A 25,162-nucleotide genomic window follows, 5' to 3' on the forward strand; every position below is an offset into this window, starting at 1 on the left:
GAGCTGGAACGACAACGTCCGGTGCGCCCGCTGCACGGCCTTCGCGCGCTTGTCACCCACCGCATTGACGTGGGCATCAACAGTGCTGCGCTCCAACGAGGTCAACGAGAACTCGGCAGCCACCGCCAGACCCGTGCCAATGGTGAGCACACCCACGAATGCAAGGCCGAGAACGGCCATCAAGATTTCAATCACCGGCCACCCCGCGGGCAGCCGCGCGCAAGATCAGAAACGCCGGGACAACAACCCGGCTCGGTACTACCCCCGTCGGGGGAATGTGCCGCAGGCACTGAAGCCGTCACTCCTCGAACTGAAATGGAGAAAAGGGACACGCAGTATAGCCGGTGGAGATCGTCCCGCAGTCGGGGGAAGTTGGTCCCCATCACACGTTCGGTCGGTCAACGTCCGATTCCCCGCACTGCGTGCCGGACGACGCTTCGGACATCGGGTGCCATGCTCGTCGGCCCCGAGCCGCTAAGTTGATCAAGTCCTACGTCGATAACAAGCCTTACCAGGAGTTTCGGTGAACACGCGTGAACGCGTCCGCATGCTGGTCGACGCACCGGCGTTCCAGCGGGTGATCATCGCGATCATCCTCGTCAACGCCATCACCCTCGGATGCGAGACCTCACCAGCACTGGTGGACAGCTACGGCTGGCTGCTGCACGCGGTGGACCGGATCGCGCTCGCGGTGTTCACCGTCGAACTCGCCGCCCGGCTCTACGCCCGCGGCTCGCGGTTCTTCCGCGACCCGTGGAACTGCTTCGACTTCGCCATCGTCAGCATCTCGCTGCTGCCCAGCACCGGGAACTTCGGCGTCCTACGAGCCCTGCGCATCCTGCGCGCGCTGCGCCTGATCTCGGCGGTGCCGAACATGCGGCGCGTGGTCGGCGCGCTGCTGACCGCCGTGCCGGGCATGGCCTCGATCGCCGCGCTGCTCGCGCTGATCCTCTACGTGGGTTCGGTGATCGCCACCAAGCTGTTCAGCGGTATCTCCCCGGAGTACTTCGGCGACCTCGGCAGCTCGCTGTTCACCCTGTTCCAGGTGATGACCGGGGAAGCCTGGTCGGAGGTCGCGCGCAGCGTCATGGAGGCCGAACCGCTGGCCTGGATCTTCTTCGTCGCCTACATCGCGATTACCACGTTCACCGTGCTCAACCTGTTCATCGCGGTCGCCGTGTCGGCGATGGAAGCGCAGGTCAGCCACGAGCGCGCGGAGGAGCGGGAGGACAACGGCGACACCGTCCAGCAGCTGCTCGACGAGGTGCGCGGACTGCGGGACGAGCTCCGCGAACTCCGCGCTGATGTCGGGGAAGCATCGACGACGCCTCCCCGAAATCAGGACGCTACGGCACCGCGGTGATCCGGTCGGCCGACGGCGGGGCGATGTCTGGGTGCGCGCCCAGGTAGTCGACGAGCGCGTCGAGGTCGACCGGTCCGCCGGTCACCTCGGTTCCGCCGGTGAACTCCGTGAACCCGTCGCCGCCCGCGGCGAGGAAGTTGTTCACCGATACCCGGTAGTTGGCCTTCGGGTCGACCGGCTGCCCGGCGATGGTGATGTCGGAGACCTTCGACCCGACCGGTGCCGACGCCGAGTAGGTGTAGTGCAGCGCCGAAGACACCTGCAGGATGCGCGTGGCTTCCGGCTGCCACTGCTGTTCCAGGACGTTCTTCAGCTGCTCGCCGGTCAAGGTGATCGTCTGCATGACGTTGCCGAAGGGCTGGACCGCGTAAGCCTCGCCGTAGGTCACCACACCGTCACCCTCACCAGCCGGCGAGGAGACGTGCACGAGGTCGGTCCTGATGCCACCGGGGTTGGTCATCGCGATCTGCGCGCCGTTGGCCTCAGTCGCGGCCAGCTGCGCGTCGGTGAGCACGTCACCGAGCGGTGATTCACCGGACGGGGCGCCTTCGCGGAGCAGGTCGCCGGTGATCGTGCCGACCTTGCGGTTGGCGATCGGTGCTGCCTTCTCGGTGGACTCGTCGATCAGCTTCTGCGCGGCGGGGTCCGGCGGCACGTCGCGGGTGACAATCTGGTTGTGCGCCTTGGTCTCCGGGAGCACCACGTCCTTGGTGCTCCGGTCGATCTTCAAGTCGGCCACCGACAGCAGCCGTCCGAATGACACGCCCTGCAGCACAGTGCGCGGGTTGCCCGCTGGGTCGTTGATCACGCAGTTGTACTGCTGGTGACTGTGGCCGGTGAAGATGACGTCGACCTTCGGCGAGGCGTGCGCGGCGATCTCCGAGGCCGGGCCCGGTGCCACGCGGCAGTCGTCCGGTCCACCGCCCTCGGTGTTGTCGCCCTGGTGCAGCACCACGGCCTGCGTCTTGACGCCGAGCTGGTCCAGCAGGTCGGCGGTGCGGTCGATGGCCTCGACCTCGTCGCCGAACTTCAGGCCCTTGACCGCGTCCGGGGTGACCATCGCGGGCAGGTCTTCCAGCGTCACGCCGATGATGCCGATCGGCATGCCCTGGACGCGCTGGACGCTGAACGGCATCAGCGCGGGCCGGCCATCGTCGAAGGTGACGTTCGCGCCCAGGTACGGGAAGTCCGCGCCGTCGTAGGAGTCGCGGAACTGGCAGCCGTCCTCGGGATGGCAGCCGCCGTCCTGGATGCGCTGCAGCTCGGCGTAGCCCTCGTCGAACTCGTGGTTGCCGACGACGGCCGCGGAAACACCGATTTCGTTGAGGAAGTCGATGGTCGGCTCGTCGTGGAACAGCGCGGAGTTCACCGGCGAGGCGCCGATGTTGTCGCCGGCGGAGAGCACCACCGAGTTGCGCACTTCGCCGCGCAGCTTGGCCAGGTGCGTGGCCAGGTAGGCCGCGCCACCGGCGTCAACGGTGCTGCCGTCGGGCAAGGTCACCCGTCCCGACGAACCCGCGGGCGGGTCCAGGTTGCCGTGCAGATCGTTGAACGCGATCAGCCGGACGTCGACGGTGGCGGGTGCCGCGCTCACCGGTGTTCCCGACAGCGCGGCGGTGGCCAGCACCGCCGTCCCCAACGCCGCTGCGCAGCGGCCGAACCGACCAGGTCTCACTGCTGTCCTCCCCATGATCCCGACCAGCGAACGACAGCAGATCTTGCCCGCTGCGCGCGACCGAAGCGAGCGCTTTGCGTTAATACGTCCCACGAACTGGTTCTTCCGCCAGTACCGTGGGCCCCGCGGGCGAGGACAATTGGGCCGGATTGGCCGACCAGTTCGCCGATGGAGCTTACGGCACGGTGAAGGGGCGCGTGCGCACCTACGTGATGCACCAGCAGCTCCTGGAGCACTTGCCCGCTCCCCAGGCGACGGCCAAGGTCGAGCTCGAAGCCAGCCGACGCGACCCCTACCGCCGGATCAGCCGCGTCTTCCACCTCGTGGGGCGCAAGAACCCGAACTGATCATCCGCCGAAGTAGACCTCCAGCTCGCCGATCGAGGTGAAGAACGCTGAGCCACCCGGCACCCCGGTGATCCGCACCCCGTCGCCGACGATCGGATCGAAAGTCAGGGTGTAGGTCCCGTGCGGTCCCGCGGTGTTGTCGTAGGGGTATGCCGGGGCGGTCCGCAGCCCGCTGACGTCCACCCAGCTGCTCCCCTGGCGCACCTGCACGGCCAGGTCACGGGCGAACCAGCCGCCGTCGGAGAACATGCTGCCGGTGGTGTAGACGACGCGGTCGAGCCAGTACTGGTCGCGCCAGATGTAGCCCCAGAAGTCGAACTGCTTGCGGGTGCCGTCGAAGCTGTCCTCGCTCTCCTCCCGGATCCCGTTGTTGAAGAAGTCGCCGCGTCCGAAGTGGGCGGTCTTCTCGATCGGGAAGACGTCCGCGCCGCGAGCGAGGTTGCGGCGCGGATCGGGCGGGTTGACCGGCGGATCGCCCAGCTGGCGCGGGAAGACCTGGAACTGCCGCAGCGAGAAGGTGTAGTTCGGCAGACCGCACGCCACGCCCAGGAACCAGTTGGACTGCAACCACATCCGCGTTCCGTCGGACGAGACGAACTTGGCCGGGACGGTGCAGGCGTAGCCGCCGTTCTTCGGCCCGGAGCACGCGGGCTGCGGTTCCCCCGCTTCCGGCTTCGGGACGTCGTGACCACCCGGCACCGGGTCGAACCGGATCCGGCCGGGACGGCCGAACCATGGCTGGGCACCGAAGTCCTTGGACATGAACAGCTGCCACGGCCCCCACGGCGTCGGCGCCTCGTAGAACTCGAAGGTGTACTCGGTCCACGAGGTGTAGAGGAACCGCCGCAGCGGGGCGTTGTAGAGCACGCCGCCCTGCGACAGCACGCTGAGGTCGCGGCGGCCGGACACCAGCAGATCGGTGTAGAGCCGCCGTTCGTCGGTGAGCACCGGTACCTTGTCCTCGATCCGGTCCGTCCACTGCGGACCGTTCGCCCCGTTTCCCGCGTAGAACCGCCAGGTTTCGCGTTGCTGGATGCTGTTGCGCGGCACCCTCGCCAGGTAAAGGCTGGTCGGGGACGGCACCGCGCCGCTGTAGGAGTCGCGCCAGTTGTGGTCGAGGCCGTAGGCGTAGACGTACCCGGCGTCCTGCGGGCCGAGCTCGCGCGCGTGCTCCTGACTGCGGCCGAAGTCCAGGAACATGATCGTGGTGAACACGTGGTCGGTGAACATCGGTTCGGCCGGCTGCTGCCAGGTGCGCCCGTAGTCCTCGGACTTGACGATGCTGGCGTTCGGAGCGTCGTCGAACGCCGCCGCAGCCGGTGCGTAGCGCAGGTCCTGCACGGCCAGGTACAGCTCGTCGCGGCCGTCGCCGTTGCCGTCCACGGCGACGATCCCGGTGGGTTTCGGGTTGTACAGCTTGGAATCGGCGTGCGCCTTGGCGATCGCCTCCCCCGCGGCGAGCCGTTCGCCGCGCAGTCCGGTTTCCGGGGTCCCGGCGATCCGGTTCGCGACGATGGGGGCCATCGGCTGGTCGCCGAAACCCTGGCCGTCGCCGTTGGCCGTGTAGACGAAGTCGTCGTCGGCCCAGCACGTCGGCCACAGGTCGCCGGTGCTGTCGGTGCTGATCGTGGCCGCGTAGTCGGTGAACATGGTCACGAAGAAACCGCCGACCGGTTCGGCTGCCCGGACCTCGGCGGCACGCGGCCCATCCCCGAACAGGACCACTCCCGCACCGGCGAGGGCGAGCTTGCCGAACTGGCGCCGGTTCATCGCCCACATCAGCGGCCCCTCTCGCGGAACTGCTGCTCCAGCGATTCCAGGCTGCGCTGCTTGGTTTCCGGCACCGCCCACCAGACGATCGGGAAGATGAGCACCCCGGCCACGGCGTAGGCGAGGAACACCACGCCCGCCCCGACCAGCGCGGTGAACGTGGGGAAGGTCAGCGAGACGAAGAAGTCGGTCAGCCAGTTGAACAGCGTGGCCAGCGCCATCGCGGTGCCGCGGATGGCCAGCGGGAAGATCTCGGCCAGCATCACCCACAGCACCGGCCCCCAGGTGGCCGAGAAGGTGTTGGTGAACACCACGAAGGCCGCCACCGCGATCCCGAACAGCACCGGCGACTCGGGCGGCAGCAGCAGCGCGGCCAGCCCCACCGCGAACAGGCTTGACGACATGCCGACCAAACCGGCCAGCAGCACAGGCTTTCGACCTCGCCGGTCCACGACCTTGGCGCGCACCACGAGCGCGATCGTCACGATGTTCAGCAGCCCGTTCAGGAAGGTGAACAGCAGCGCGGTGACCTCGGAGACCCCGAACCCGGTGAGCACGCTGGGCGCGTAGTAGACGATCGTGTTGATCCCGGTGATCTGCTGGAACACCGCCAGCAGAGCGCCGAGCAGCAGCAACCGCCGCACCCAGCCCGCGGACATCCGGGCACCCAGCTCGGCGTCGCGCTGCTGGCGTTCAAGAGCGGTGATCTCGGCGAGCTCGCGGTCGGCGGCCACCGGGTCGCCGCGCAGCCCGACCAGCAGCGCACGCCCCTGCTCAGGACGTCCGCGCCGGACCAGGGAGCGCGGCGTGTCCGGAGCCGCGAGCAGCCCCAGGACCAGCACCACCGCGGGGACCACGCCGATGAGGATCATCCACCGCCAGGAGCCCGCGAAGGCCAAGGCGTATCCGGTGGCCGCGGCCAGCGCGGTCCCCACGATGATCATGTACTGGTTCAGCGAGGTGACCGCGCCGCGAGCCCCCGCGGGCGCCATCTCGGCCAGGTAGAGCGGGACGACCACCGACGCGATGCCGATCCCCAACCCGATGACGAACCGGAACAGCACCAGCGCGGTGACCGAGGTGGCCAGCCCTGCGCCGAGCGCTCCCACCGTGAACACGACCCCGGCCGCGAGCAGCACCCGTTGCCGGCCCTGCCGGTCGGCCGCGGGCCCGCTACCGACCGCGCCCACCATCGCGCCGACGACCGTCGCGCTGACCACGGTGCCCTTGAGCAGCGGCGTCAACGGCAGCTCGTGCGGGATGAACAGGATCGCGGCCGAGATGATCCCGTTGTCGTAGCCGAACAGGATCGCTGCCAACGAGCCCAGCGCGTAGACGCGCCGCGTGGTAGCCCCCGGCCGCGCAGCAGGCGTTCCCATCGAGCACCCCCGAACGAGCGCCTCCCCCAACGGCGCTCATCCCGCTGAACATACCCCGCCGACGGCCCGGCAATGCCTCCCGCTCACAGGCCGTGCCGACGGTTTCCGGCCACCAGCTCGCAGACCTGCGCTTCGGACTCCGCCGAGAACGGGCCGCGCCGAGCGGCGACCGCCTGGTCGACTTCCTCGGCGACGAGGTCGGCGTTGATCTGCCCTGCCGCGGCCGCACCCGCCGCAGCGGCGTTGCCGACCTGCGCGGTGAGGTCGGTGACGTTGCCCGCCACCCACACGCCGGGGACCTCAGTGCGCCCGGTGGCATTGGCCGGGATGTGCTCCCCTGTTCCGCTGGGGTGCTCTTCCGGCCGCAGCCCGAGTTCCGCCAGGAACCCGGCGCGCGCGACCATCCGGGTCGCCACCGCCAGCGCCTCGCGCGCGACCGCGGTTCCGTCGACTAGCCGCACTCCGGTGATGCGGTCCTCGGCGATCTCCAGTCTGGCGACCTCACCCCGCACCACCCGGATGCCGCGAGCGGCCAGCTTCTCGGCGTCCTCTTCGCTCAGCGGCGCGGCGGTGTGGGCGAAGAACACGACGTCGCTGCTCCACTGGCGGAACAGCAGCGCCTGGTGCACCGACATCGGTCCGCTGGCCAGTACACCGATGGCCCCGTCGCGTACCTCCCAGCCGTGGCAGTACGGGCAGTGCAGCACGTCCCGCCCCCACCTGTCGCGCAGGCCCGGCACGTCCGGCAGCTCGTCGACCAGCCCGGTGGTCACCAGCAGGCGCCGAGCACGTGTCGCGTGCCCGTCGGTCAGCGCCACCGAGAACCCGTCGCCGTCACGGTTCACCGAGCGGACTTCACCGGACACCACGTCGCCGCCGTATCCGCGCACTTCCGCCCGTCCTCGCTCGAGCAGCTCGGTCGGCCGGATCCCGTCGTGCCCCAGCAACCCATGCGCGCCTTCCGCGGGCGCGTTGCGCGGGGAGCCCGCGTCGATCACCGCCACTGAGCGCCGCGCTCGGGCCAGCATCAGCGCTCCGCTCAGCCCGGCGGCGCCACCGCCGACCACCACCACGTCGTAGCCGTTCGCCAACTGATCAGTCACCTTGACCACCTCCGCGACCACCATGCGGACTCGTCGGCAAAACCCGCAAACCTCTTTGCGAAAACCGCAAACTCTCGATCTCGGTCCGACGTCGAGGTCCCCAGTGGACGAACGCTGTGTGCGTAGCGCAACCAGTTGCTACGCAATGCATTCGGGGCAAAAGTCTCTCCTGTACAACCATCTCGTGGGACTATCGTGGTTAGTGCGCACGCAACTAGCGCATCCAGGTAGCTGGATAAGAGGAACACCGTTAACGCATTTCTCCACCAGTCACCACCGGGGAGGTCTGCTGGTGCTGCGAACTCCTACGCAGCGCATCGTTTTCGACGGAATCCGATGACACTGGACTCGTCCAGGATCGATGAGGGATGAAGATGAAAGTCAGCACAGTCTTCAGCAACCTGAGCGGCCACTGGGGTGGCGGCTGGGGTTGGGGTTGGGGCTGGGGCTGGGGCGGCTGGGGCCGCTGGGGCGGCTGGGGCCGCTGGGGCGGCTGGGGTGGCTGGGGCCACCGGGGCCGCTGGTAACCCACCAGATCCTCGAACCTCAACAACCTGTCTAAGGACAGACCATCAACCGGATCACTTCGCGCAGCCCAGATGAGGTGATCCGCAACCCGGATAGCTCTCGCGTTTCGCGCGGGAGCTACCCGCATGTTCGGCCCCGCTCCTGGCCCGCCCAGCCGGCATCGGCCAAGACTGCGGTGACGACTTCGACGTCGTCGAACGGGCGCCGACCGCCGTCGACCGCTTGGTAACGCTCGTGTCCGCGGCCCGCGACGAGCACGACGTCCCCCCGCCCAGCCCGGCCAACAGCAGTGGCGATCGCCGCCCGACGATCGTGCTCCACCACGAACTCCCCACCGCTGACCCCGATCGTCCCGGTCAACACCTGCGCGGTGATCTCCGCCGGGTCCTCCTCGCCCGGGTCGTCGGTGGTGAAGACCGCGGTGTCGGCGGCCAGCGCGGCGCGGCCCACGTCCGGGCGGCTAAACCGGTCGCGGTTCCCGGCGCAACCAACGACGAGGTGCACCCGTCCCCCGCTCGTCCGGCGCGCGGCCGCGATCAGATCGGCCACCGCGGTCGGCGTGTGCGCGAAGTCGACCACGGCCAGGAACGGCTGACCGACGTCTACGCGCTGGAAACGACCGGGCGGCAGCGCAGCGGTCAGCCCGTGCACCGCAGCCGACTTGGACACCCCCAGCGAACGGGCTGCTGCGTAGGCCGCGGCCAGGCCAGCGGCATGCCGCCCACCGATCGACGGGGGCACGGTCAACGCCACCTGATCATCGCCCTCGTGGAAGACCACGCGCAGTCCGTCGGACGTCGAACCGACCTCCTCGACCCGCACGTCCGCACGCGGACTGCGCCCGACGGTCACGGTCGGCACCTCGGTCTGGGCGGCCAGCCGCCGCCCCCACCAGTCGTCAACGTTGATCACGGCCCGGCGGCAGCGGCTCGGCGTGAACAACGCGGCTTTGGCCGCGAAGTACTGCTCGACCGTGCCGTGGTAGTCGAGGTGCTCCGGGCTCAGGTTGGTGAACACCGCGACCTCGGCCCGCACCGGGTCGATGCGGTGCTGGTCGATCGCGTGCGAGGACACCTCCACGACCGCCGCCCGCACCCCTGCCGAGCGCATGCGGCACAGCATCCGCTGCAGCTCCGCGGCATCCGGCGTGGTCAGCGCCGCCGGGCTCCGCCACCCCGGCCAGCGGGCCTCGACCGTGGAGCTCAAGCCGGCGCGCACGCCACCGGCCGCCAGAGCGGCTTCGACCAGGTGCACCGTGGTGGTCTTGCCGTTGGTCCCGGTCACGGCGGCAACCGCGAGCTCATCGGCGGGATGGCCGTGCACTTCCGCGGCGACCGGCCCCACCGCAGGCCGCACCGCGGGCACGCGCACCTGGGGCACCGGCAGGTCGACGAACCGCTCCACCAGCAACGCACCAGCCCCGGCGGCCACCGCATCAGCGGCGAAGCCATGCCCGTCCCGCTGCGTTCCCGGCACTGCGCAGAACAGCCCACCTGGTCGCACCTGCCTGCTATTGGTGCTGACGTCCAGGATCCGCGCTTCGCCTCGCAGCTCGGCATCCGGCAAGCCCCGCACTGCTGCGGACAGGCTGATTGCGCGCTGACAGTCGCATTCCACGATCACCGCGAACGTCCCCCCGGCGACGACGGCTGCCGACACCAATCGGACATACCCAGCGACGGGAACCACCACGCTTCCGCAGCCGGACCGAGAGGCCCAGCATGGCCCAACCCGCCGGATCACACCCGAGAGTCCGCGCGTTCTCCCTGGTCATAGCGTTGTGCGACCCCCGATTTCATAATCATGCAGTCCATCGCATAGTCTTAACCCATGTCCAAGGTTCTGACGAGTCTCCCGGTCGGCCAGCGGGTCGGCGTCGCCTTCTCCGGAGGTCTCGACACCTCCGTCGCGGTTGCGTGGATGCGCGATAAGGGCGCGATCCCCTACACCTACACCGCCGACATCGGGCAGTACGACGAGACCGACATCGCCTCCATCCCCGGTCGCGCCAAGTCCTACGGCGCCGAGCACTCCCGCCTGGTGGACTGCCGGGAGGCGCTGGTCGAGGAAGGCCTGGCCGCGCTGACCTGCGGCGCGTTCCACATCCGATCGGGCGGTCGCACCTACTTCAACACCACCCCGCTGGGCCGCGCCGTGACCGCCACCCTGCTGGTGCGCGCGATGCTCGAGGACGGCGTGGAGATCTGGGGCGACGGCTCCACCTTCAAGGGCAACGACATCGAGCGGTTCTACCGCTACGGCCTGCTGGCCAACCCGCGCCTGCGGATCTACAAGCCGTGGCTGGACACCGACTTCGTCAGCGAACTCGGCGGCCGCCAGGAGATGTCGGAGTGGCTGCAGGAACACGGCCTGCCCTACCGCGACAGCGCGGAGAAGGCCTACTCCACCGACGCCAACATCTGGGGCGCCACCCACGAGGCCAAGGAGCTCGAGCACCTCAACACCGGAGTCGAGATCGTCGACCCGATCATGGGCGTGCGGTTCTGGGACGAGTCGGTCGAGATCCCCACCGAGGACGTCACGATCGCCTTCGCGCAGGGCCGCCCGGTCGCGATCAACGGCAAGGAGTTCACCTCCCCCGTCGACCTGGTGCACGAGGCCAACGCGATCGGCGGCCGGCACGGCCTGGGCATGAGCGACCAGATCGAGAACCGCATCATCGAGGCCAAGAGCCGCGGCATCTACGAGGCGCCGGGCATGGCCCTGCTGTTCATCGCCTACGAGCGGCTGGTCAACGCCATCCACAACGAGGACACCGTCGCCAACTACCACAACGAGGGCCGCAAGCTGGGCCGCCTGATGTACGAGGGCCGCTGGCTGGACCCGCAGTCGCTGATGCTGCGGGAGTCGCTGCAGCGGTGGGTCGGCTCGGCGGTCACCGGTGAGGTCACCCTGCGGCTGCGCCGCGGCGAGGACTACTCGATCCTGGACACCACCGGCCCGGCGTTCTCCTACCACCCGGACAAGCTGTCCATGGAGCGCACCGAGAACGCCGCCTTCGGCCCGGTCGACCGCATCGGCCAGCTGACCATGCGGAACCTGGACATCGCCGACTCCCGCGCCAAGCTGGAGACCTACGCCCAGCTCGGCCTGGTCGGCCCGGCCCACACCGAACTGGTCGGCACCCTGCAGTCCGGCGGCGCCGAGGCGATCGCCTCGGTCGGCGCGGAGGTCGAAACCGAAGCCGGTTCCCTGGACCGCGCCGCGATGGAGTTCGGCACGGACTGACCCGAGCCCAGCTCGAAAGGCCGCCGCGAGGGCATCTCCCCCGCGGCGGCCTTTCGGCATTCCAGGAGGCGTGGTCCGAGCTCGCCGCCGTTGGCGGCTGATCCGGTTCGGCCGCATCCGGCGGTGCGCGGCAGGATGGACGCGTACCGCCGGATGCGCTCGAGGAAGGTTGCACGATGCCTCAGATCGCCACCAACACGAAGGTGGACCTCGCCGGGCTGCTGGACTTCGTCCGACCGCGCCACCGCGCGATCCTGCTGACCACCCGGGCCGACGGCCGCCCGCAGGGCTCACCCCTGACCTGCGGCGTGGACGACTCGGGTCGCCTGGTGATGTCCACCTACCCGGAACGCGCGAAGACCCGCAACGCCAAGCGCGACCCACGGGTGAGCGTGATCGTGCTGTCCGACGACTGGAACGGCGCGTGGGTCCAGATCGACGGCTCTGCCGAGGTGATCGACACACCTGACTCGGTGGAACCGCTGGTCGAGTACTTCCGCACCATCGCCGGTGAACACCCGGACTGGGACGAGTACCGCGAAGCGATGCGCAAGCAGGGCAAGTCCCTGATCCGAGTCACCCCCGAACGCTGGAGCCCGATCGCCACCGGAGGCTTCCCAGCCCATCTCGCCAACGAGGGCTGAGGTCAGCGGCGCGGCGGTGGACCGGCGAGCGCTGCCAGCTGGTCCACCACTTCGGCCAGCGGTTTCTCGGTGTTGATCTCCAGTGTGGCCGAGGACCGCAGCAGCGGCTCGACGTCAGTCGTGTCCGCGATGATCCGATCGCGTTCCTCAGCGCTCTTGCCGAAGGAGTCCGTGTCACGGTTGGCGATGCGTTCGAGCATGACCGGCAAAGACGCGCTGAGCAGGACGACCTGGTCGAACCGGGAATGGAACTCACCCTGGTTCCACACCGCGCCCGCGATGAAAATCGGCTCGCCGGACAGCTCGTGCTCGGCGATCAACGCGTCGATCCGATCCTCGCGCCACTGCCGGAGACGGGGAAGCGCACCCGTAAGGCGTTGCAGGGCCTCGCTTATTCCTGGTTGAAGAGCGATCCGCACCGAATCAGCGGTCGGGTCGAGCAGCTCGCAAACCTGGTTCAACTCGTCCGTCCGGTTGACGAACTCGCCCTTCAGCACCGGTACCGCGTGCGGCACCTTGTTCGGCACCCCACCGGGGTCCGATGGGGCGTTCACCGAACCGTCCCGGGAATCGCTGCGGCCTGGCGTTGGGTGGGTCAGGCCGGTTGGTAGGTCAGGCAGTCGACGATCTCCTGCGCGTGGCCCACCGAGATCCCGGGGGCTTGGCATTCGAGGTGGGAGTTGTAGCGGCAGTCCTGCATCTTGCAGGCGCCGACGTGCGCGACCGCGTTCGGATCTCCCCCAACGACCGAAGTCGTGACGTAGGTGTCGCACTGCGCGTGCCGCGGTTCGCCGATCGTGATCGCCAGTGCGTGGCAGTTCTCCTCGTCGTTGAACGCGCATTCGGTCGCGGTGCAGTTGTTCACCAGCGGCATCTCCATGGTTTCCCCTTCGAGTCGGACGGTGTGGCGCAACCACCGTCCCGCTCGCTGGCGCTGCTCACCAGGCAGCTCACCTGATGGGGTTCTCCGGCGGTATCGGGCGTAATAGCCGCGACTTCCGCACGTAGCAGGCGCGTCACTTCCGAAGGCGGCCGACCAGCAGCCCGATGACGACGCCGATGACCAGCAGCACGGCCAAAGCGGTCCACAGCGGCAGGGTCACCACCGGGACCAGAAGCCGGATCTCGACGAGCCCGCGGTTCTCCACCGCGAGCACCACCCCTAGCGCGACCAGCACAAGTGCGGTCGCAGCCGCCCCCCAGCGCTGGCCCGTCGGCTCCACCGTCGTTCCCTGTCGCTTCACCACGCACACTCCATCGCCGTCCGTCGCCACCAGCGTGCGCAGCGCTGCGGCACGGTTCCAGAGGACAACGGCCCGGCTCGTGATTGAGGACTTTCGTCCCGGTGACAACGCAGTGACCAGTCGCGACCGTCGATGCATTCTCCGCACCCGAACCGCTGGAGGACACGATGAACAACGGCCACGAAATGCGCTGGGGCGGGTTAGCCGGTCTCGCTTCGCTCGTGCTCGCCGTCATCGCGAGCATCCTGCTCCGCGATGCCCCGCGGATCACCGAATCCACCAACGCGATCGCCAGCTACCTGTTCTTCACCCGCGGCGTGATCATGACCGCGGTCGTGCTCGCGGCAGCGGCCGTCGTGCTGTTCATGTGGTTCGGCGCGACCCTGGCCACCGCGTTCCGGCTGGCCGACCCGAACAGCGATGCGCCCGCCGTCGTGCTCAGCGGGTTCGCGATCACCGCCGCCATCGGATTCCTCGCCGTGGCGGCCTTCGGCGGTGTGGTCCAGGCGTTGACCACTCACCCGATGCTGCTCGTGGTGGCCTCAGTTCCCTACTCCGCGCTGGTCGTCGTGCGGGCGATCGCCGGACTGGCGCTGGCACTGCCGTTGGCGGCCTGCGCGGTGGCCATCGCGCGGGCCGACGTGTTCCCCAAGTGGGCCGGTTGGTTCACCGGATTCGTCGCCCTGATCAGGGTTTTGGGCGCGATCACGGTGATCAGCGGGGCCGGGGTGCTCGCGCCGGACAGCGTGCTCACCGCCTACGTCCCCAACGCGCTGACCGCCCTGTGGCTGCTGGCCATGAGCGGGCTGCTGGTCCGCGAGCACCTGCCCAGCATCAGCCCGCAGCGGCGGGGAGCCGTCGGCCCGGCCTGACCGTCAGGCCTTCTTCAGCCTGGCTGCGCGCAGTTCGCTTCGGCGCACCTTGCCCGCGTCGTCGCGGAGCGGTTCGCTGGTGAACTCGAAGGACCTCGGGATCTTGTACGGCGCGAGGCGGGCGCGCAGGTGGTCCAGCAGTTCTTCGTCGGGCACCGAGCGAGTGGTCTGCAGGATCGCGTGGACCACGTTGCCGAGGTCTTCGTCGGGCAGGCCGATCACCGCGCTCGAGGTGACGTGCGGGTGCTCGGCCAGGGCGTTCTCAACCTCCGCCGGGTAGACGTTCGCGCCGCCGACCAGGATGACGTCCGTGCTCCGGTCGGCGAGGTAGAGGTACCCGTCGGTGTCGAAACACCCCATGTCACCGAGCGATTCCCAGCCGTCGCGCGCTCTGGGGTCGGCGCCGACGTAGCGGTAGGGCGGCGAGGTTCCCGGGTTCGGGCGCAGCCACAACTCGCCGACCTCACCCGGCGGCTGCTCTCGGAACTCCTCGTCGCGGGCGGTGATCTCGCCAGCGGCGACCTTGCCGACCGAACCGGGGCGCTGCAGCCACTCGATCCCGTCGATCATCGTGCTGGCCAGCGCCTCGGTACCTGCGTAGACCTCGACGACCTTCTCCGGGCCGACCCAGTCGGTCCAGCCGCGCTTGACGTGCTGCGGGCAGGGCGCACCGATGTGGAAGACCGTCCGCAGCGAGGAGACGTCCACCTCGGCCCGGCGCTCAGCGGGCAGCCGCAGCATCCGCCCCATCATCGTGGGAACCACGTAGAGCCAGGTGACCGCGTGCTGCTCGATCAGCCCGAGCGCGCGGTCGGCGTCGAACCGCGACATCAGGACCACGTGGCTGCCTTGGAGCACCGAGATCAGCGAGAACATGTTGGGCGCGTTGTGGTACAGCGGTGCGGTGGTGAGCATGACGCCGTCGCGTTCCAGGCGGAGGTGGTCGCATCCCGCGAGAACCCCTTCGGCGGTGGCCTCCTGACCGGCCACGATCAGCTTGGGCCGTCCGGTGCTGCCGCCCGAGGTCGGGGCCTTCCACGCCGGTCCGATGACGTCCGGCAGGGCGGCGTCGGATTCGTCCGTGACGTCCTCGTCGCCGCGCAGCCACGGGTGCGAGTCCTGCGGCGGGAGCCCGACCACCAGCGCTGGGTCGGCGACTTCCAGCAGCGCCGACAGCTCGGCGGGCGGCAGGCGGTGCGACAGCGGTTGGGGAATCGCACCGAGCTTCCACGCCGCGATCGAGCACTCCAGGTGCCGCACCTGGTTGACCAGCGCGATCGACACCATCGACCCCCGGGTGACGCCGAGCGAGGCGAACCGGCGCGCGAGCTGGTTGGTGCGCCGGTCGAGCCCGGCCCGCGTCAGCGTCACGTGGTCGTCGGTGACCGCCGGGCGGTCGGGCGCCTGCGCGACGAGTTCTCGCAAGCACGCGGCCAGCGCGGTCGGGCCGGAACCGCCGGTCGAGTCGATGGTCATCTTCGCTCGCTCCTCCATCGGTGATCGGCGTGCGCTGGCGGTGGCCGGAACTCCCAAGTTTGGGAAATCTGGGAACTCCCCGCCGCCGCTCGATCCGGGACCATCTCGGATATGTCCACATCGGACTCTTCAGTCACCGGTCCCGGTGGCCGCGCGTAGATAATGCGGGATCAGCCGAGGCTGACCTTCGAGTCGAAGGTGTTGCAGGCGTTCGGGTTTCCGGTGTGCAGGCCCGTGGTGAACCACTTCTCGCGCTGCGCCGAACTGCCGTGGCTGAACTTGCTCTCGTCCACCCGGCCACCGCCGAGCTCGGCCTGGATGAAGTCGTCGCCGATGTGCTCCGCCGCGTCCAAGGCGCGGTTGACGTCGTCCTTGGTGATCTCCTCGATCAGCGGCTGACCGGACTTGGTGGGCACCGTGGTGGCGTGGTTGGCCCACACCCCCGCGTAGCAGTCGGCCTGCAGCTCCAGCCGCACCGCGCCCGAGGTCGGGCCGGTCTTGCGGGGGTCGACCTTCGAGGAGGTGCCGAGCAGGTTCTGCACGTGGTGGCCGTACTCGTGGGCCAGCACGTAGGCCTCCACGAACTGCCCGCCCTGGGCGCCGAACCGAGTCTGCAGGTCCTTGAAGAAGTCCAGGTCGATGTAGACCTCAGAATCGGCCGGGCAGTAGAACGGGCCGACGTCGGAGGTCGCACCACCGCACGCGGTCTGCACGGAGCCGCGGAAGAAGTTCGTCGGCGCCGTCTCGTAGCGGCCGCCGGAGCGCTTGAACTGGTCGCTCCAGTAACCCTGGATGGAGTTGATCGAAGCCACCAGCGCGCACTCGTCACGGCGGTTGGCGTCGGCCCCGGTGCGGCATTCCTCCGAAAGCCGCTGATTGTCCGCTTGCTGACCGGCCGGCAACTGGTCGAGGCTCAGCGGCAACGAGGACTCGCCGCCGCCGAGGAAGTTGCTGATCAGGAAGAAGATCACGACCCCGACGACGGTCAAACCGCCACCACCGACCGCGATCGTGCCGCCCCGAATCCCACCGCCGGAACCACCGGCTTCCTGGACCTGGGACGTGTCCAGCTCCGCGTCCTCGTTGAACCGCACCGAAATTCCTCCTGGAGAACCCCGCGCCGACCGGCGTGCGGACGTCTTGCTCGTCGGACACGATATCCCGGGGCGACGAACGGCCGATCTTGCGCAGCGCACCGGTGTAGCGCGCGCAACACACCGCTGTCAACAAAGTTCACCTCACAGTCGTCGCCAGTGGACCGGGCCGGCCGCCAAGGTCGGCGGCACCGAGCCCACCCGCTGCGCGCCGAACCGGGGCCGCCGGCCAACGCGCCGAAGCTGGCCGAGATGACCGGCAAGGCCATCGATCTGCTGGACCGCCAGCAGGGCGGCTCACGGCCCCCTACGGAGCCCAGACCAACTGAACTGGATCCCGGCGGGAGAACAGCTCGAACGCGGTCTGCGTCGAGCCGAAGGACCCGCGAACCCCGCCGTCGACCCCGATGACCTCGGCGTGGTCCGGGAACTCGAGGCCCCACGCGACGATCTGCCCGTCCTTCCCGAACTCGTCCTCGATCTCCTCGACGAACGCGAAGACCCGCGGCGCGGTCACCCGGACCAACTCGTCCACCCACTCCGAGAAAGACCGCTCCACCCCGAACCCAGCCATCCGAACCTCCCGTGAACGTCGTTTCGCGTGCTGGGCACCGCCGATCGGAATTCGGGAGTTTCCAAGGAGACCTCCGCAAACTCGCACCGACCAGCACGTCGTGCCCGTATGTAACCTCGTCAGCACTTACCGTTAGCAGTAGTGCTTTCGCCGTTCACAGGGGTTCACAACGAGGTGGGGCTGATGACGACAGGCGAGGACTTGCGGGCTGCCCGCGACACTGCGGGGTTGAGCTTGTCCCGGATGGCACAGCGCACGCACTACGCCAAGTCGTACCTGAGCATGGCCGAAACCGGGAAACGATCAGCAACGCCAGATGTGGTCAACGCCTACGAGCAGGCGCTTGGCGTTCCGCTGCAACCCAACCCGGGCGATCCGCTGCGGATCGCCCATGAATGGCTCGTCTCGGAGTCGCCCATCTCCGTTCAGTTCCGCTCCGGTCGGCAGGTCGGCGAGTCCCTGGCGAAGGAGTTGGAAGCCCGCGTGATCGAGCTTCGCCATCTCGACGACGTGGTGAGCAGCCGGGATCTCCTGCCCGCTGTGTCGAAAGAGCTCGGAGAAGCCGACGAGCTCATGCGGTCGGCACGCTACTCGGAGCGCGTGGGCCGACGCCTGTTCACCGCAGTCGGCGAACTGGCCCAGCTCGCCGGGTGGATCGCCAGCGACGCAGGTCGTCATGCCGAAGCGCAACGCCTGTACATCTCGGGCGTGGGCGCGGCCAGCGAGGCATCCGATCGCATGCTCGGGGCTCAGCTGTTGTCGAGTCTGAGCTATCAGGTCGCGAACATCGGCGATCCGCGCGATGCAGCGCTGCTGGCGCGGACTGCCGTCAAAGGTGCCGATGGAGCAACACCCGTTGTTCACGCACTGCTGCTCGAACGCGTGGCGTGGGCGTCGGTCAAGGCCAAAGACACCGGTGGCACCTGGCGCGCACTCGACGCGGTGAACGACTCCTACGAACGACGAGGTGACGGGTCCGAACCGGAGTGGGTTTACTGGCTCAACCGAGCCGAGATCGACATCATGGCTGGTAGGTGCATGATCGAGCTGGACAGGCCGGGCGATGCTGAACCGCTCCTGTCCAACGCCGTCGCCACCTACCCTTCCGGCCATGCCCGGGAAGTAGCGCTCTACCTCACGTGGCTCGCCGAATCGCATGCCAGAACCGGTGATCTCGACGCCGCGCGGGATGCGGTCGAACAGGCCGAGCGCCACGCCGCAGTCATGCCATCGGCCAGGGCCGACGACCGACTTCGCCAAGTCCGGCAGATGCTCTGATCCCGCTCGACTCGATCGCAGGTCGGGACCCGTGAGTCTTTTGTGTTGCTATGACGACAGAAAAGACTCACGGGTCCTGACCAGCAGTGCAGGTTTGGGGCGGCGACCAGCCCGGTCATGCGCGCAGGCTGACCCTCTGTCCGGCTTTGGTCGGGGGTGGCTGATTGGATGTTCGGTGTGGACATCCTTCTGCTTCATTCGTCGTTCGGGCTGCGGCCCGCCGTGCACGCCGCAGCCGACCGACTGCGCGAGGCCGGCCACGAGGTGCACGTTCCCGACCTGTTCGACGGCCAGACCGCTGAGACCGTCGAGGACGGCCAGCACATCAGTGACGAGATCGGCCGCGACGAGCTGCTGCGCAGGGCGGTGCAGGTCGCCGCTCCGCTCAGCGACCGGGGTCTGGTGTACGCGGGGCTCTCCATGGGCGCGGCCATGGCCCAGACCCTCGCTCTGGCCGACGAGAAGGCTCGCGGCCTGCTGCTCCTGCATGGCACTTCCGACATCGCGGAGAACGCCGAGGTCGACGATCTGCCGGTGCAGCTGCACGTCGCCGAGCCCGACCCGTTCGAGACCGACGACTGGCTGAACTCCTGGTACCTGCAGATGCAGCGGGCCGGGGCGGACGTGGAGATCTACCGCTACCCCGGCGCCGGGCACCTGTTCACCGACCCGGACCTGCCCGATCACGACGCCGAAGCCGCTCGGAAGGCCTGGGCGGCCTCGCTGGCCTTCATCGACTCGCTCTGAACAGCCCGGAGGGACGCGGGATGCGAGTGATCGACGACGCGGAGCGACGGGCTCGGCTGGCCAGGCGTCACGCGCTCGCGCCGCAGCACCGGGTCGAGGACGCGGAAGCGGCGGTCAAGGCCATGACGGTGCTGCACGCGACCGAACCGGCCACCCCGTACCTCTCGATCCTCGCCCGGGTCGACTCGTTCACCCGCGCGGACTTCGAGCACGCACTGTTCGAATCGAGGTCCCTGGTCAAGCAGCTCGCGATGCGTCGCACCCTGTTCGTGTTCCCGCGCGACCTCCTGCCGGCCGCGCTGAGCGCACCGTCCGAGCGGGTCGCTGGGCAGGAGTTCGGCAAGCTCGTCAAAGACCTCCACAACGGCGGGATCACCGACGACGGCACGGCCTGGCTGGACGCCGCCCGCCAGGCCGTGCTGCAGGAGCTGGTCGGTGGGCACGAGTCCAGCGCCAAGGACCTCCGGGAGGGCCTGGCCGAGCTGTCCGGTCAGGTGTCCATGTACGAGCACAAGCCGTACGGCAACGTCCAGCACATCGCACCGAGGGTGCTGACGTGGATGGGCGCGTCCGGTGACCTGGTGCGCGGGCACAACGGCAGCCACTGGCGCGTCAACCGGAACCTGTGGGCGCGGATGGACGAATGGTTCGAGGAGCCCGTGGCCCGGGTCGAGGTGCGGGAGGCATACGCGCAGCTCGTTGAGTCTTACCTGCGCTCCTTCGGCCCGGTGACCGAAACGGACCTCGTGTGGTGGTTCGGCGCGACCAAGAGCGCGATGCGCCAGACGCTGGCGGACGTGAGCGCGGTGCAGGTGCAGCTGGAGCGCGAGCAGGTCGGCTGGCTGCTGCCCGACGACGTGGATCCCGAGCCTCCCGTCGAGCCGTGGGCCGCGGTGCTGCCCGCGCTCGACCCGACGGCGCTCGGCTGGAAGGAACGCGACTTCTACCTCGCCCCGGACTTCCACCCGGCCGTCTTCGACAGGTCCGGCAACTGCGGCACCACCGCGTGGTGGGACGGCCGGATCGTCGGCGCCTACGTGCAGGACGACGCCGGGCGGATCGAGCTGATCGTGCCCGAGAACCCAGGACCGACCGCGCGGGCGGCGCTCCAGGCGGAGGCCGAGCGGCTGGAAGACTGGCTCGACGGCGAGAAGGTCTCCACGTTGTACAAGTCCCCGCTGATCACCTGGGACCGCTGACCAGCGTCTAACGAGTTCAAAGGCAGCCGCTCAGATCGCTTCCAGTTCCATCAGCGAGTAGAGCGAGCGGGTGGGCCTCATGTCGGTGCGCTTCCACCCGGACGAGGCGAAGAGGTCGTCGAACTCATCCAGGTCTCGCTCGAGCCCCTCCGAGACGGCGAGCATGTTCATGTCCATGAGAACGGCCTGATCGGGCTTGCCGATGTCGCCGATCAGCGCCTCGATCACCAGGGCGCAGGCGCCTGGGCGCGCCGCTCGGCGGCAGTTGCTGAGGATGGTGCGGCACTGCTCGTCGGCCCAGTCGTGCAGGATGTTCTTGAGCAGGTAGTAGTCGGCTTCCGGCACATCGCTGAAGAAGTCTCCGCCGACTGCGGAAAAGCGGTCGGACAGCCCGGCTTCATCGGCGGCCCGCTGGGCGTCTTCCACGACGTGCGGGAGGTCGAACACCTGGCCTTCGAGGTCGGGGTGCTTCTGCATCAGCTGCAGGATCAGCGCGCCCTCCGCTCCGCCGACGTCGACCACCCTGCCCACCCCGTCGAGGTCCAGCAGCGAGATCGCGTCCTCGATGACCATGCCCGTCATGTTCGACATGAACTTCGAGAACAGGCCGGCCTCGCGGGGATTCCGGCTGAAGTGCGTGAAGATGTCGGCGCCCAGGGCCTGCTCGACCTGGTTGCCACCAGCGCGCACCGCCTCCGGGAGCAGCCCCCAGCTCTGCCAATGGCCAGGCGCTCCCTGCACCAGAGCGGCCTCCCTCAGCGACCCGGGCACACCCTCGCGCAGCACCTCACCGAGCGAGGTGAGACCGAAGCGGCGCTGGCCCTCGTGGACCAGCAGACCGAGGCTGGCGCAGGCGCGCATCAGCCGGTACGTGGTTTCCGGATCACTCGACTCCTTCTCGGCGATCTCCTGTGCTGTGACAACGCCCGCGGCGACGTGGTCCGCGATCCGCAGATCCGCGGCGGCTCGGGTGATCTGGGCCATCCAGTGCCCTGTCAACATCCCCATGACCGTGTCCACGTTGTGCGTCTGCTCCGCTTCAGCAGCCGAAGGCTGGGCGAGCTCGCTCTTGAACGGCATGTCTTCCCCCGGGTTCCAGGCAACCAAGATCGCATGGCCGAGAGTGCCACAGACCGGCTCCGGGATCCGGGAATCACCCGAGAAACGCGCACGCACGAATCTCGCTACTGCAATTGGCGGATTCAGCATTGGTCGCCTGTCGACCGAACAAGAACATCCACATCGGATTCTCCGACTTACCTGTCAGAATCCTGCATTTCTCGCGCGATGCGGACGAACTCGCGCAATGCCGCGCTCTGGTAAGCGCTCTCGCGACGCAGGAGGCAGGGCGTGCGGGTCGGAAGCTCCGGCGTCAGCGAGATCGGGTGCAGGTCGGGGTGCTCCCGCGTGACGGCGTCAGGCAGGACGGTGGCCAGATCGGTCCGCCGGACGATCTCGACCAGCGCGGTGGCCGAGTTCGCGTCCACCGCGACCTGCACCTGAGCCCGGTGCTCGGCGAAGTAGGTGTCGATGTGAACGCGGGTGGCAAAATTCGTGCTGAGCAGCGCCAGCGGCTGAACGGCCACGTCCGCCACCGGCAGCGGGTTCCGGCGGCGGGCCAACGGATGGCGCCGACCGACGACGAGGCTGAGGGATTCGGTCAGCACCGGGGCGCTGTCGATGCCCGGCAGGTGGTCTCCGCGGAACGCCACGCCCAGGTCCAGTTCGTCGGCGAGCAGGGCGGATTCGATCCGGTCCTGGGTCATCTCCCGCACGTCCAGGCTGATCCTGGGGTACGCCGCCCGGAACGCACCGATCAACGGCCCGACGAGGTAGGCCGTGAAGGTCGGCGTGACCGCCAGCCGCAGGTGCCCGCGGGTCAGGTCCTGCACGTCGAGCACGGCGCGCTGACCGGCCGCGAGATCGCGCAACGCCTGGCGCGCGTGGTCGACGTAGGTCGCACCGGCGTCGGTCAGCCGCACTGACCGCCCGGTCCGGTCGAACAGCTGCGCGCCCAGCGCCTTCTCCAGCTGCTTGATCTGCTGCGACAGCGTCGGCTGCGAGATGTGCAGCTCCTCAGCCGCACGGGTGAAGTTCGCCTGCTCGGCGACGGCCAGCAGGTAGCGGAGGTGGCGCAGTTCCACGGTCACACTCCCACTATAGATGCCAGCAATCGTCTCGATGCCAATTGCGTCTTGGACACTATAGATCCAGCTCATGCATGGTTGTGGTGTCATTCACCGACACCGGCACGAGGAGGGTTCATGCAGCACCTCGCGGACGGCATTCGCCAGTTCCAGCAGGGCGTCTTCCCCACCAAGGCCGAGCTGATCACCCAGCAGGACCCCGGCGAGCTGTTCGTCATCCGCACCGCGGGCAACCTCGTCCCCGCGCACTCGGCCGGTGCCGACGGCATCACCGCGAGCATCGAGTACGCCATCTACGCGCTGGGCGTGACAGACGTGGTCGTCTGCGGGCACTCCGCCTGCGGCGCCATGACCGCCCTCGCCGAGCACCAGGACATGTCCGCGCTGCCCACCACCGCCGGGTGGTTGCGCCACGCGGACGCCTCGCTGGCCCGGGCCGCCGCCGCTGACTGGCACGGTGAGGTCGACGTGCTCGTGCGGCACAACGTGCTCGCGCAGCTGGCGAACCTGATGACCCACCCGTTCGTCACCCGAGCGGCCGCCAGCGGCCAGATCTCGTTGCACGGCTGGGTCTTCGACATCGCCACCGGCAACGTGGTCGAACTCGGCCGCGACGACCTGATCGCTCCTGTCCCGGCCGCATGAGTGCCGTGACGGGATCCCGCAACACACCAACAGAGAGGAACGCGAACGTGGTGCACGCCCAGTTCGACCCCACCGCCCGCCAGCAGCTCGCCATCGCAGCGGTCGAGAGCAAAACCCGCAAAGACCTGACGTGGCAGCAGATCGCCGAAACCGCTGGTTTCTCCGAGGCTTTCGTGACGGCCGCCCTGCTGGGCCAGCACGCGCTGCCCGCCTCCGCCGCCAAGGCGGTCGCTGAGCTCTTGGAGCTCGGCGAAGACGCGGTGCTGCTGCTGCAGACCATCCCGACCCGCGGTTCGATCCCGGGCGGCGTTCCCACCGACCCCACCATCTACCGGTTCTACGAGATGCTCCAAGTCTACGGCACCACGCTCAAGGCCTTGGTGCACGAGAAGTTCGGCGACGGCATCATCAGCGCCATCAACTTCCGCCTGGACGTTCAGAAGGTTGCCGACCCCGAGGGCGGCGAACGAGCCGTGATCACCCTGGACGGCAAGTACCTGCCCACCAAGCCCTTCTGAGAACGGGGAGATGAAGTGGACTTCATCCAGCGCACCATCGACCTGGCCCGTCGCAACGTCGAGGAAGGCGGCCGCCCGTTCGCGACCGTCATCGCCAAGGACGGCGAGATCGTGGCCGAAAGCCCCAACAAGGTGGCGCAGACCGGTGACCCGACCGCGCACGCCGAGGTGCTGGCCATCCGGGACGCGTGCACGAAGCTCGGCACCGAGCACCTCACCGGCACCACCATCTACGTGCTGGCGCACCCCTGCCCGATGTGCCTGGGCTCGCTGTACTACTGCAGCCCCGACGAGGTCGTCTTCCTGACCACCCGCGAGGCCTACGAGCCGCACTACGTGGACGACCGCAAGTACTTCGAGCTCGACACCTTCTACACCGAGTTCGCCAAGGACTGGCGAGAGCGCCGACTGCCGATGCGCCACGAACCCAGTGACGCGGCGGTCGACGTCTACAAGGACTGGCAGAAGCGCAACGGCGGCGAACGCAGGGTCGCCGGCGCGCCCATCGCCTAAGGATCTGCCTCCGATGGCTGGTTTGCGTAGCGGCGCGAGCAGCGAAACCTCAGCGCCCGCCTGGACTGCGGGTGCCCAACTTTATGTGCACCAGCTGGGAATCACCCTCACCCTGTGATCTCCTGGCCTCTGGCGCCGCCACCGGTCCCCCGTCACCGGTGGCGGCGCACCGCAGTTTTCCACCCCAGGAAAGGAACCCCGATGGCCGATCACCAACTTCTCCACGCGGCCACCACCGGCGACCTCGACGACGTCCGCGCCGCACTCGCGACCGGGACCGACGTGGAAGCCCGCGATGCGCACCAGCGCACGCCGCTGCTGCTCGCCGTGCTCAGCGATCACGTCGACGTCGCCCGCGAACTCGTCGCGGCCGGGGCCGATCCCAACGCCCAGGACGACCGCCGGGACAGCCCGTTCCTGGCCACCGGTGTGACCGGCAGCGTCGAGATGCTCCGGGTGCTGCTGCCCGCCGGTCCCGATGTCACCATCACCAACCGGTTCGGCGGCGTCGCACTCATCCCCGCCTGCGAACGCGGCCACGTCGACTACGTCCGGGAGGTCCTGCGCACCGAGATCAACGTCAACCACGTCAACAACCTCGGCTGGACCGGCCTGCTCGAAGCCGTCATCCTCGGCGACGGCAGCCGCCCCTACCAGCAGATCGTGCAGATCCTCCTCGAGGCTGGAGCGGACCCGGCCATCCCGGACGGCGAGGGCGTGACTGCCCTCCGCCACGCCCAGGCCAGTGGCCAGAAGGAGATCGTGAACCTGCTCCGCGAGGCGACCTGAGAAGTGCG

At 68.7% G+C, this 25,162-nt stretch carries 26 protein-coding genes and 1 pseudogene; 13 read left to right on the forward strand and 14 right to left on the reverse strand.

The genetic code is table 11. The features are described 5' to 3' along the window. Positions 1-192, reverse strand: a pseudogene (locus ACWCO2_RS23130) (hypothetical protein); the annotation flags it as partial. A gap of 331 nt (positions 193-523) precedes the next feature. On the opposite strand from ACWCO2_RS23130, the gene ACWCO2_RS23135 reads away from it, so the two are divergent. Continuing rightward, the gene (locus tag ACWCO2_RS23135) at positions 524-1,363 is read left to right on the forward strand and encodes an ion transporter (RefSeq protein ID WP_450129835.1); all 840 of its coding nucleotides are present in this window, start codon (positions 524-526) and stop codon (positions 1,361-1,363) included. On the opposite strand, the gene ACWCO2_RS23140 is transcribed toward ACWCO2_RS23135, so the two are convergent. After that, positions 1,347-3,002: a bifunctional metallophosphatase/5'-nucleotidase gene (locus ACWCO2_RS23140; RefSeq protein WP_450129910.1), complete on the reverse strand. Its 1,656-nt coding sequence runs from the start codon at positions 3,000-3,002 to the stop codon at positions 1,347-1,349. The genes ACWCO2_RS23135 and ACWCO2_RS23140 overlap by 17 nt on opposite strands. A 152-nt stretch (positions 3,003-3,154) precedes the next feature. On the opposite strand from ACWCO2_RS23140, the gene ACWCO2_RS23145 reads away from it, so the two are divergent. Further along, on the forward strand, positions 3,155-3,385 hold the full coding sequence (locus ACWCO2_RS23145; protein ID WP_450129836.1) for a hypothetical protein: 231 nt from the start codon (positions 3,155-3,157) through the stop codon (positions 3,383-3,385). Here ACWCO2_RS23145 and ACWCO2_RS23150 read toward each other — a convergent pair whose 3' ends face one another. From ACWCO2_RS23150 to ACWCO2_RS23160, 3 genes are all read right to left on the reverse strand, one after another. Continuing rightward, positions 3,386-5,155 (reverse strand): hypothetical protein, encoded by a 1,770-nt coding sequence (locus ACWCO2_RS23150; protein WP_450129837.1) that lies wholly within the window; start codon positions 5,153-5,155, stop codon positions 3,386-3,388. It abuts the gene before it with no gap. 8 nt (positions 5,156-5,163) lie between these two features. Continuing rightward, positions 5,164-6,534 carry a sugar porter family MFS transporter gene (locus ACWCO2_RS23155; RefSeq protein ID WP_450129838.1) on the reverse strand — a complete coding sequence of 457 codons (1,371 nt, stop codon included), beginning with the start codon at positions 6,532-6,534 and terminating at the stop codon, positions 5,164-5,166. Between the two features lie 83 nt (positions 6,535-6,617). After that, a complete protein-coding gene (locus ACWCO2_RS23160; RefSeq protein WP_450129839.1) occupies positions 6,618-7,661 on the reverse strand; it encodes an NAD(P)/FAD-dependent oxidoreductase in 1,044 nt (347 codons plus the stop codon). A gap of 350 nt (positions 7,662-8,011) precedes the next feature. Between ACWCO2_RS23160 and ACWCO2_RS23165 the strand changes: the two genes are divergently transcribed. Next, positions 8,012-8,164 (forward strand): hypothetical protein, encoded by a 153-nt coding sequence (locus ACWCO2_RS23165; protein WP_450129840.1) that lies wholly within the window; start codon positions 8,012-8,014, stop codon positions 8,162-8,164. A gap of 118 nt (positions 8,165-8,282) precedes the next feature. Here ACWCO2_RS23165 and ACWCO2_RS23170 read toward each other — a convergent pair whose 3' ends face one another. After that, complete coding sequence (locus tag ACWCO2_RS23170; RefSeq protein ID WP_450129841.1) at positions 8,283-9,824, reverse strand: UDP-N-acetylmuramoyl-L-alanyl-D-glutamate--2,6-diaminopimelate ligase; 1,542 nt, start codon at positions 9,822-9,824, stop codon at positions 8,283-8,285. Between the two features lie 171 nt (positions 9,825-9,995). Here ACWCO2_RS23170 and argG point away from each other — a divergent pair, with 171 nt between their 5' ends. After that, on the forward strand, positions 9,996-11,414 hold the full coding sequence (gene argG / locus ACWCO2_RS23175; RefSeq protein ID WP_450129842.1) for an argininosuccinate synthase: 1,419 nt from the start codon (positions 9,996-9,998) through the stop codon (positions 11,412-11,414). 176 nt (positions 11,415-11,590) lie between these two features. Then, the gene (locus ACWCO2_RS23180; protein ID WP_450129843.1) at positions 11,591-12,058 is read left to right on the forward strand and encodes a PPOX class F420-dependent oxidoreductase; all 468 of its coding nucleotides are present in this window, start codon (positions 11,591-11,593) and stop codon (positions 12,056-12,058) included. 2 nt (positions 12,059-12,060) lie between these two features. Here the strand turns inward: ACWCO2_RS23180 and ACWCO2_RS23185 are convergent, their stop codons facing one another. The 3 genes from ACWCO2_RS23185 to ACWCO2_RS23195 all read right to left on the reverse strand — a co-directional run bounded on the left by ACWCO2_RS23185 (position 12,061) and on the right by ACWCO2_RS23195 (position 13,305). After that, a complete protein-coding gene (locus tag ACWCO2_RS23185) occupies positions 12,061-12,612 on the reverse strand; it encodes a hypothetical protein (protein WP_450129844.1) in 552 nt (183 codons plus the stop codon). Between the two features lie 41 nt (positions 12,613-12,653). After that, entirely contained in the window at positions 12,654-12,938 is a 285-nt protein-coding gene (locus ACWCO2_RS23190; protein WP_450129845.1) for a DUF1540 domain-containing protein, read from the reverse strand. Positions 12,939-13,074: 136 nt separating this feature from the next. After that, positions 13,075-13,305, reverse strand: coding sequence for a LapA family protein (locus tag ACWCO2_RS23195; protein ID WP_450129846.1), 231 nt, complete (start codon positions 13,303-13,305; stop codon positions 13,075-13,077). Between the two features lie 164 nt (positions 13,306-13,469). On the opposite strand from ACWCO2_RS23195, the gene ACWCO2_RS23200 reads away from it, so the two are divergent. After that, positions 13,470-14,174 (forward strand): hypothetical protein, encoded by a 705-nt coding sequence (locus ACWCO2_RS23200; protein WP_450129847.1) that lies wholly within the window; start codon positions 13,470-13,472, stop codon positions 14,172-14,174. A gap of 3 nt (positions 14,175-14,177) precedes the next feature. Here ACWCO2_RS23200 and ACWCO2_RS23205 read toward each other — a convergent pair whose 3' ends face one another. The 3 genes from ACWCO2_RS23205 to ACWCO2_RS23215 form a co-directional block, all read right to left on the reverse strand. Continuing rightward, positions 14,178-15,650 (reverse strand): AMP-binding protein, encoded by a 1,473-nt coding sequence (locus ACWCO2_RS23205; protein WP_450129848.1) that lies wholly within the window; start codon positions 15,648-15,650, stop codon positions 14,178-14,180. A gap of 170 nt (positions 15,651-15,820) precedes the next feature. Next, entirely contained in the window at positions 15,821-16,744 is a 924-nt protein-coding gene (gene ypfJ, locus ACWCO2_RS23210; protein WP_450129849.1) for a KPN_02809 family neutral zinc metallopeptidase, read from the reverse strand. A 307-nt stretch (positions 16,745-17,051) separates the two neighbouring features. Next, entirely contained in the window at positions 17,052-17,318 is a 267-nt protein-coding gene (locus ACWCO2_RS23215) for a hypothetical protein (RefSeq protein ID WP_450129850.1), read from the reverse strand. A gap of 183 nt (positions 17,319-17,501) precedes the next feature. On the opposite strand from ACWCO2_RS23215, the gene ACWCO2_RS23220 reads away from it, so the two are divergent. From ACWCO2_RS23220 to ACWCO2_RS23230, 3 genes are all read left to right on the forward strand, one after another. Further along, a complete protein-coding gene (locus ACWCO2_RS23220) occupies positions 17,502-18,596 on the forward strand; it encodes a helix-turn-helix domain-containing protein (protein WP_450129851.1) in 1,095 nt (364 codons plus the stop codon). Positions 18,597-18,764: 168 nt separating this feature from the next. Continuing rightward, the gene (locus tag ACWCO2_RS23225) at positions 18,765-19,343 is read left to right on the forward strand and encodes a dienelactone hydrolase family protein (protein ID WP_450129852.1); all 579 of its coding nucleotides are present in this window, start codon (positions 18,765-18,767) and stop codon (positions 19,341-19,343) included. Between the two features lie 20 nt (positions 19,344-19,363). Beyond that, on the forward strand, positions 19,364-20,542 hold the full coding sequence (locus tag ACWCO2_RS23230) for a winged helix DNA-binding domain-containing protein (protein ID WP_450129853.1): 1,179 nt from the start codon (positions 19,364-19,366) through the stop codon (positions 20,540-20,542). A gap of 30 nt (positions 20,543-20,572) precedes the next feature. On the opposite strand, the gene ACWCO2_RS23235 is transcribed toward ACWCO2_RS23230, so the two are convergent. Together ACWCO2_RS23235 and cynR are read right to left on the reverse strand one after the other, a co-directional pair. Further along, entirely contained in the window at positions 20,573-21,622 is a 1,050-nt protein-coding gene (locus tag ACWCO2_RS23235; RefSeq protein WP_450129854.1) for a methyltransferase, read from the reverse strand. A gap of 176 nt (positions 21,623-21,798) precedes the next feature. Further along, complete coding sequence (gene cynR / locus ACWCO2_RS23240; RefSeq protein ID WP_450129855.1) at positions 21,799-22,692, reverse strand: transcriptional regulator CynR; 894 nt, start codon at positions 22,690-22,692, stop codon at positions 21,799-21,801. Between the two features lie 114 nt (positions 22,693-22,806). On the opposite strand from cynR, the gene ACWCO2_RS23245 reads away from it, so the two are divergent. From ACWCO2_RS23245 to ACWCO2_RS23260, 4 genes are all read left to right on the forward strand, one after another. Continuing rightward, positions 22,807-23,334: a carbonic anhydrase gene (locus ACWCO2_RS23245; RefSeq protein ID WP_450129856.1), complete on the forward strand. Its 528-nt coding sequence runs from the start codon at positions 22,807-22,809 to the stop codon at positions 23,332-23,334. Between the two features lie 47 nt (positions 23,335-23,381). Then, on the forward strand, positions 23,382-23,852 hold the full coding sequence (gene cynS, locus ACWCO2_RS23250) for a cyanase (protein ID WP_450129857.1): 471 nt from the start codon (positions 23,382-23,384) through the stop codon (positions 23,850-23,852). Between the two features lie 15 nt (positions 23,853-23,867). After that, positions 23,868-24,365 (forward strand): nucleoside deaminase, encoded by a 498-nt coding sequence (locus ACWCO2_RS23255; RefSeq protein ID WP_450129858.1) that lies wholly within the window; start codon positions 23,868-23,870, stop codon positions 24,363-24,365. 201 nt (positions 24,366-24,566) lie between these two features. Further along, positions 24,567-25,154: an ankyrin repeat domain-containing protein gene (locus ACWCO2_RS23260; protein WP_450129859.1), complete on the forward strand. Its 588-nt coding sequence runs from the start codon at positions 24,567-24,569 to the stop codon at positions 25,152-25,154. The last annotated feature ends 8 nt before the right edge of the window (positions 25,155-25,162 follow it).

Source organism: Saccharopolyspora sp. NPDC002376, from assembly GCF_053593195.1.

Bases quoted from the DNA above. Each gene is read 5' to 3' on its own strand.
- ACWCO2_RS23150 (WP_450129837.1), bottom strand. From the start codon at position 5,155: ATGAACCGGCGCCAGTTCGGCAAGCTCGCCCTCGCCGGTGCGGGAGTG.
- ACWCO2_RS23155 (WP_450129838.1), bottom strand. From the start codon at position 6,534: ATGGGAACGCCTGCTGCGCGGCCGGGGGCTACCACGCGGCGCGTCTAC.
- ACWCO2_RS23160 (WP_450129839.1), bottom strand. From the start codon at position 7,661: ATGGTGGTCGCGGAGGTGGTCAAGGTGACTGATCAGTTGGCGAACGGC.
- ACWCO2_RS23165 (WP_450129840.1), top strand. From the start codon at position 8,012: ATGAAAGTCAGCACAGTCTTCAGCAACCTGAGCGGCCACTGGGGTGGC.
- argG (WP_450129842.1), top strand. From the start codon at position 9,996: ATGTCCAAGGTTCTGACGAGTCTCCCGGTCGGCCAGCGGGTCGGCGTC.
- ACWCO2_RS23180 (WP_450129843.1), top strand. From the start codon at position 11,591: ATGCCTCAGATCGCCACCAACACGAAGGTGGACCTCGCCGGGCTGCTG.
- ACWCO2_RS23190 (WP_450129845.1), bottom strand. From the start codon at position 12,938: ATGGAGATGCCGCTGGTGAACAACTGCACCGCGACCGAATGCGCGTTC.
- ACWCO2_RS23200 (WP_450129847.1), top strand. From the start codon at position 13,470: ATGAACAACGGCCACGAAATGCGCTGGGGCGGGTTAGCCGGTCTCGCT.
- ACWCO2_RS23205 (WP_450129848.1), bottom strand. From the start codon at position 15,650: ATGACCATCGACTCGACCGGCGGTTCCGGCCCGACCGCGCTGGCCGCG.
- ACWCO2_RS23215 (WP_450129850.1), bottom strand. From the start codon at position 17,318: ATGGCTGGGTTCGGGGTGGAGCGGTCTTTCTCGGAGTGGGTGGACGAG.
- ACWCO2_RS23220 (WP_450129851.1), top strand. From the start codon at position 17,502: ATGACGACAGGCGAGGACTTGCGGGCTGCCCGCGACACTGCGGGGTTG.
- ACWCO2_RS23225 (WP_450129852.1), top strand. From the start codon at position 18,765: ATGTTCGGTGTGGACATCCTTCTGCTTCATTCGTCGTTCGGGCTGCGG.
- ACWCO2_RS23230 (WP_450129853.1), top strand. From the start codon at position 19,364: ATGCGAGTGATCGACGACGCGGAGCGACGGGCTCGGCTGGCCAGGCGT.
- ACWCO2_RS23235 (WP_450129854.1), bottom strand. From the start codon at position 21,622: ATGCCGTTCAAGAGCGAGCTCGCCCAGCCTTCGGCTGCTGAAGCGGAG.
- ACWCO2_RS23245 (WP_450129856.1), top strand. From the start codon at position 22,807: ATGCAGCACCTCGCGGACGGCATTCGCCAGTTCCAGCAGGGCGTCTTC.
- ACWCO2_RS23260 (WP_450129859.1), top strand. From the start codon at position 24,567: ATGGCCGATCACCAACTTCTCCACGCGGCCACCACCGGCGACCTCGAC.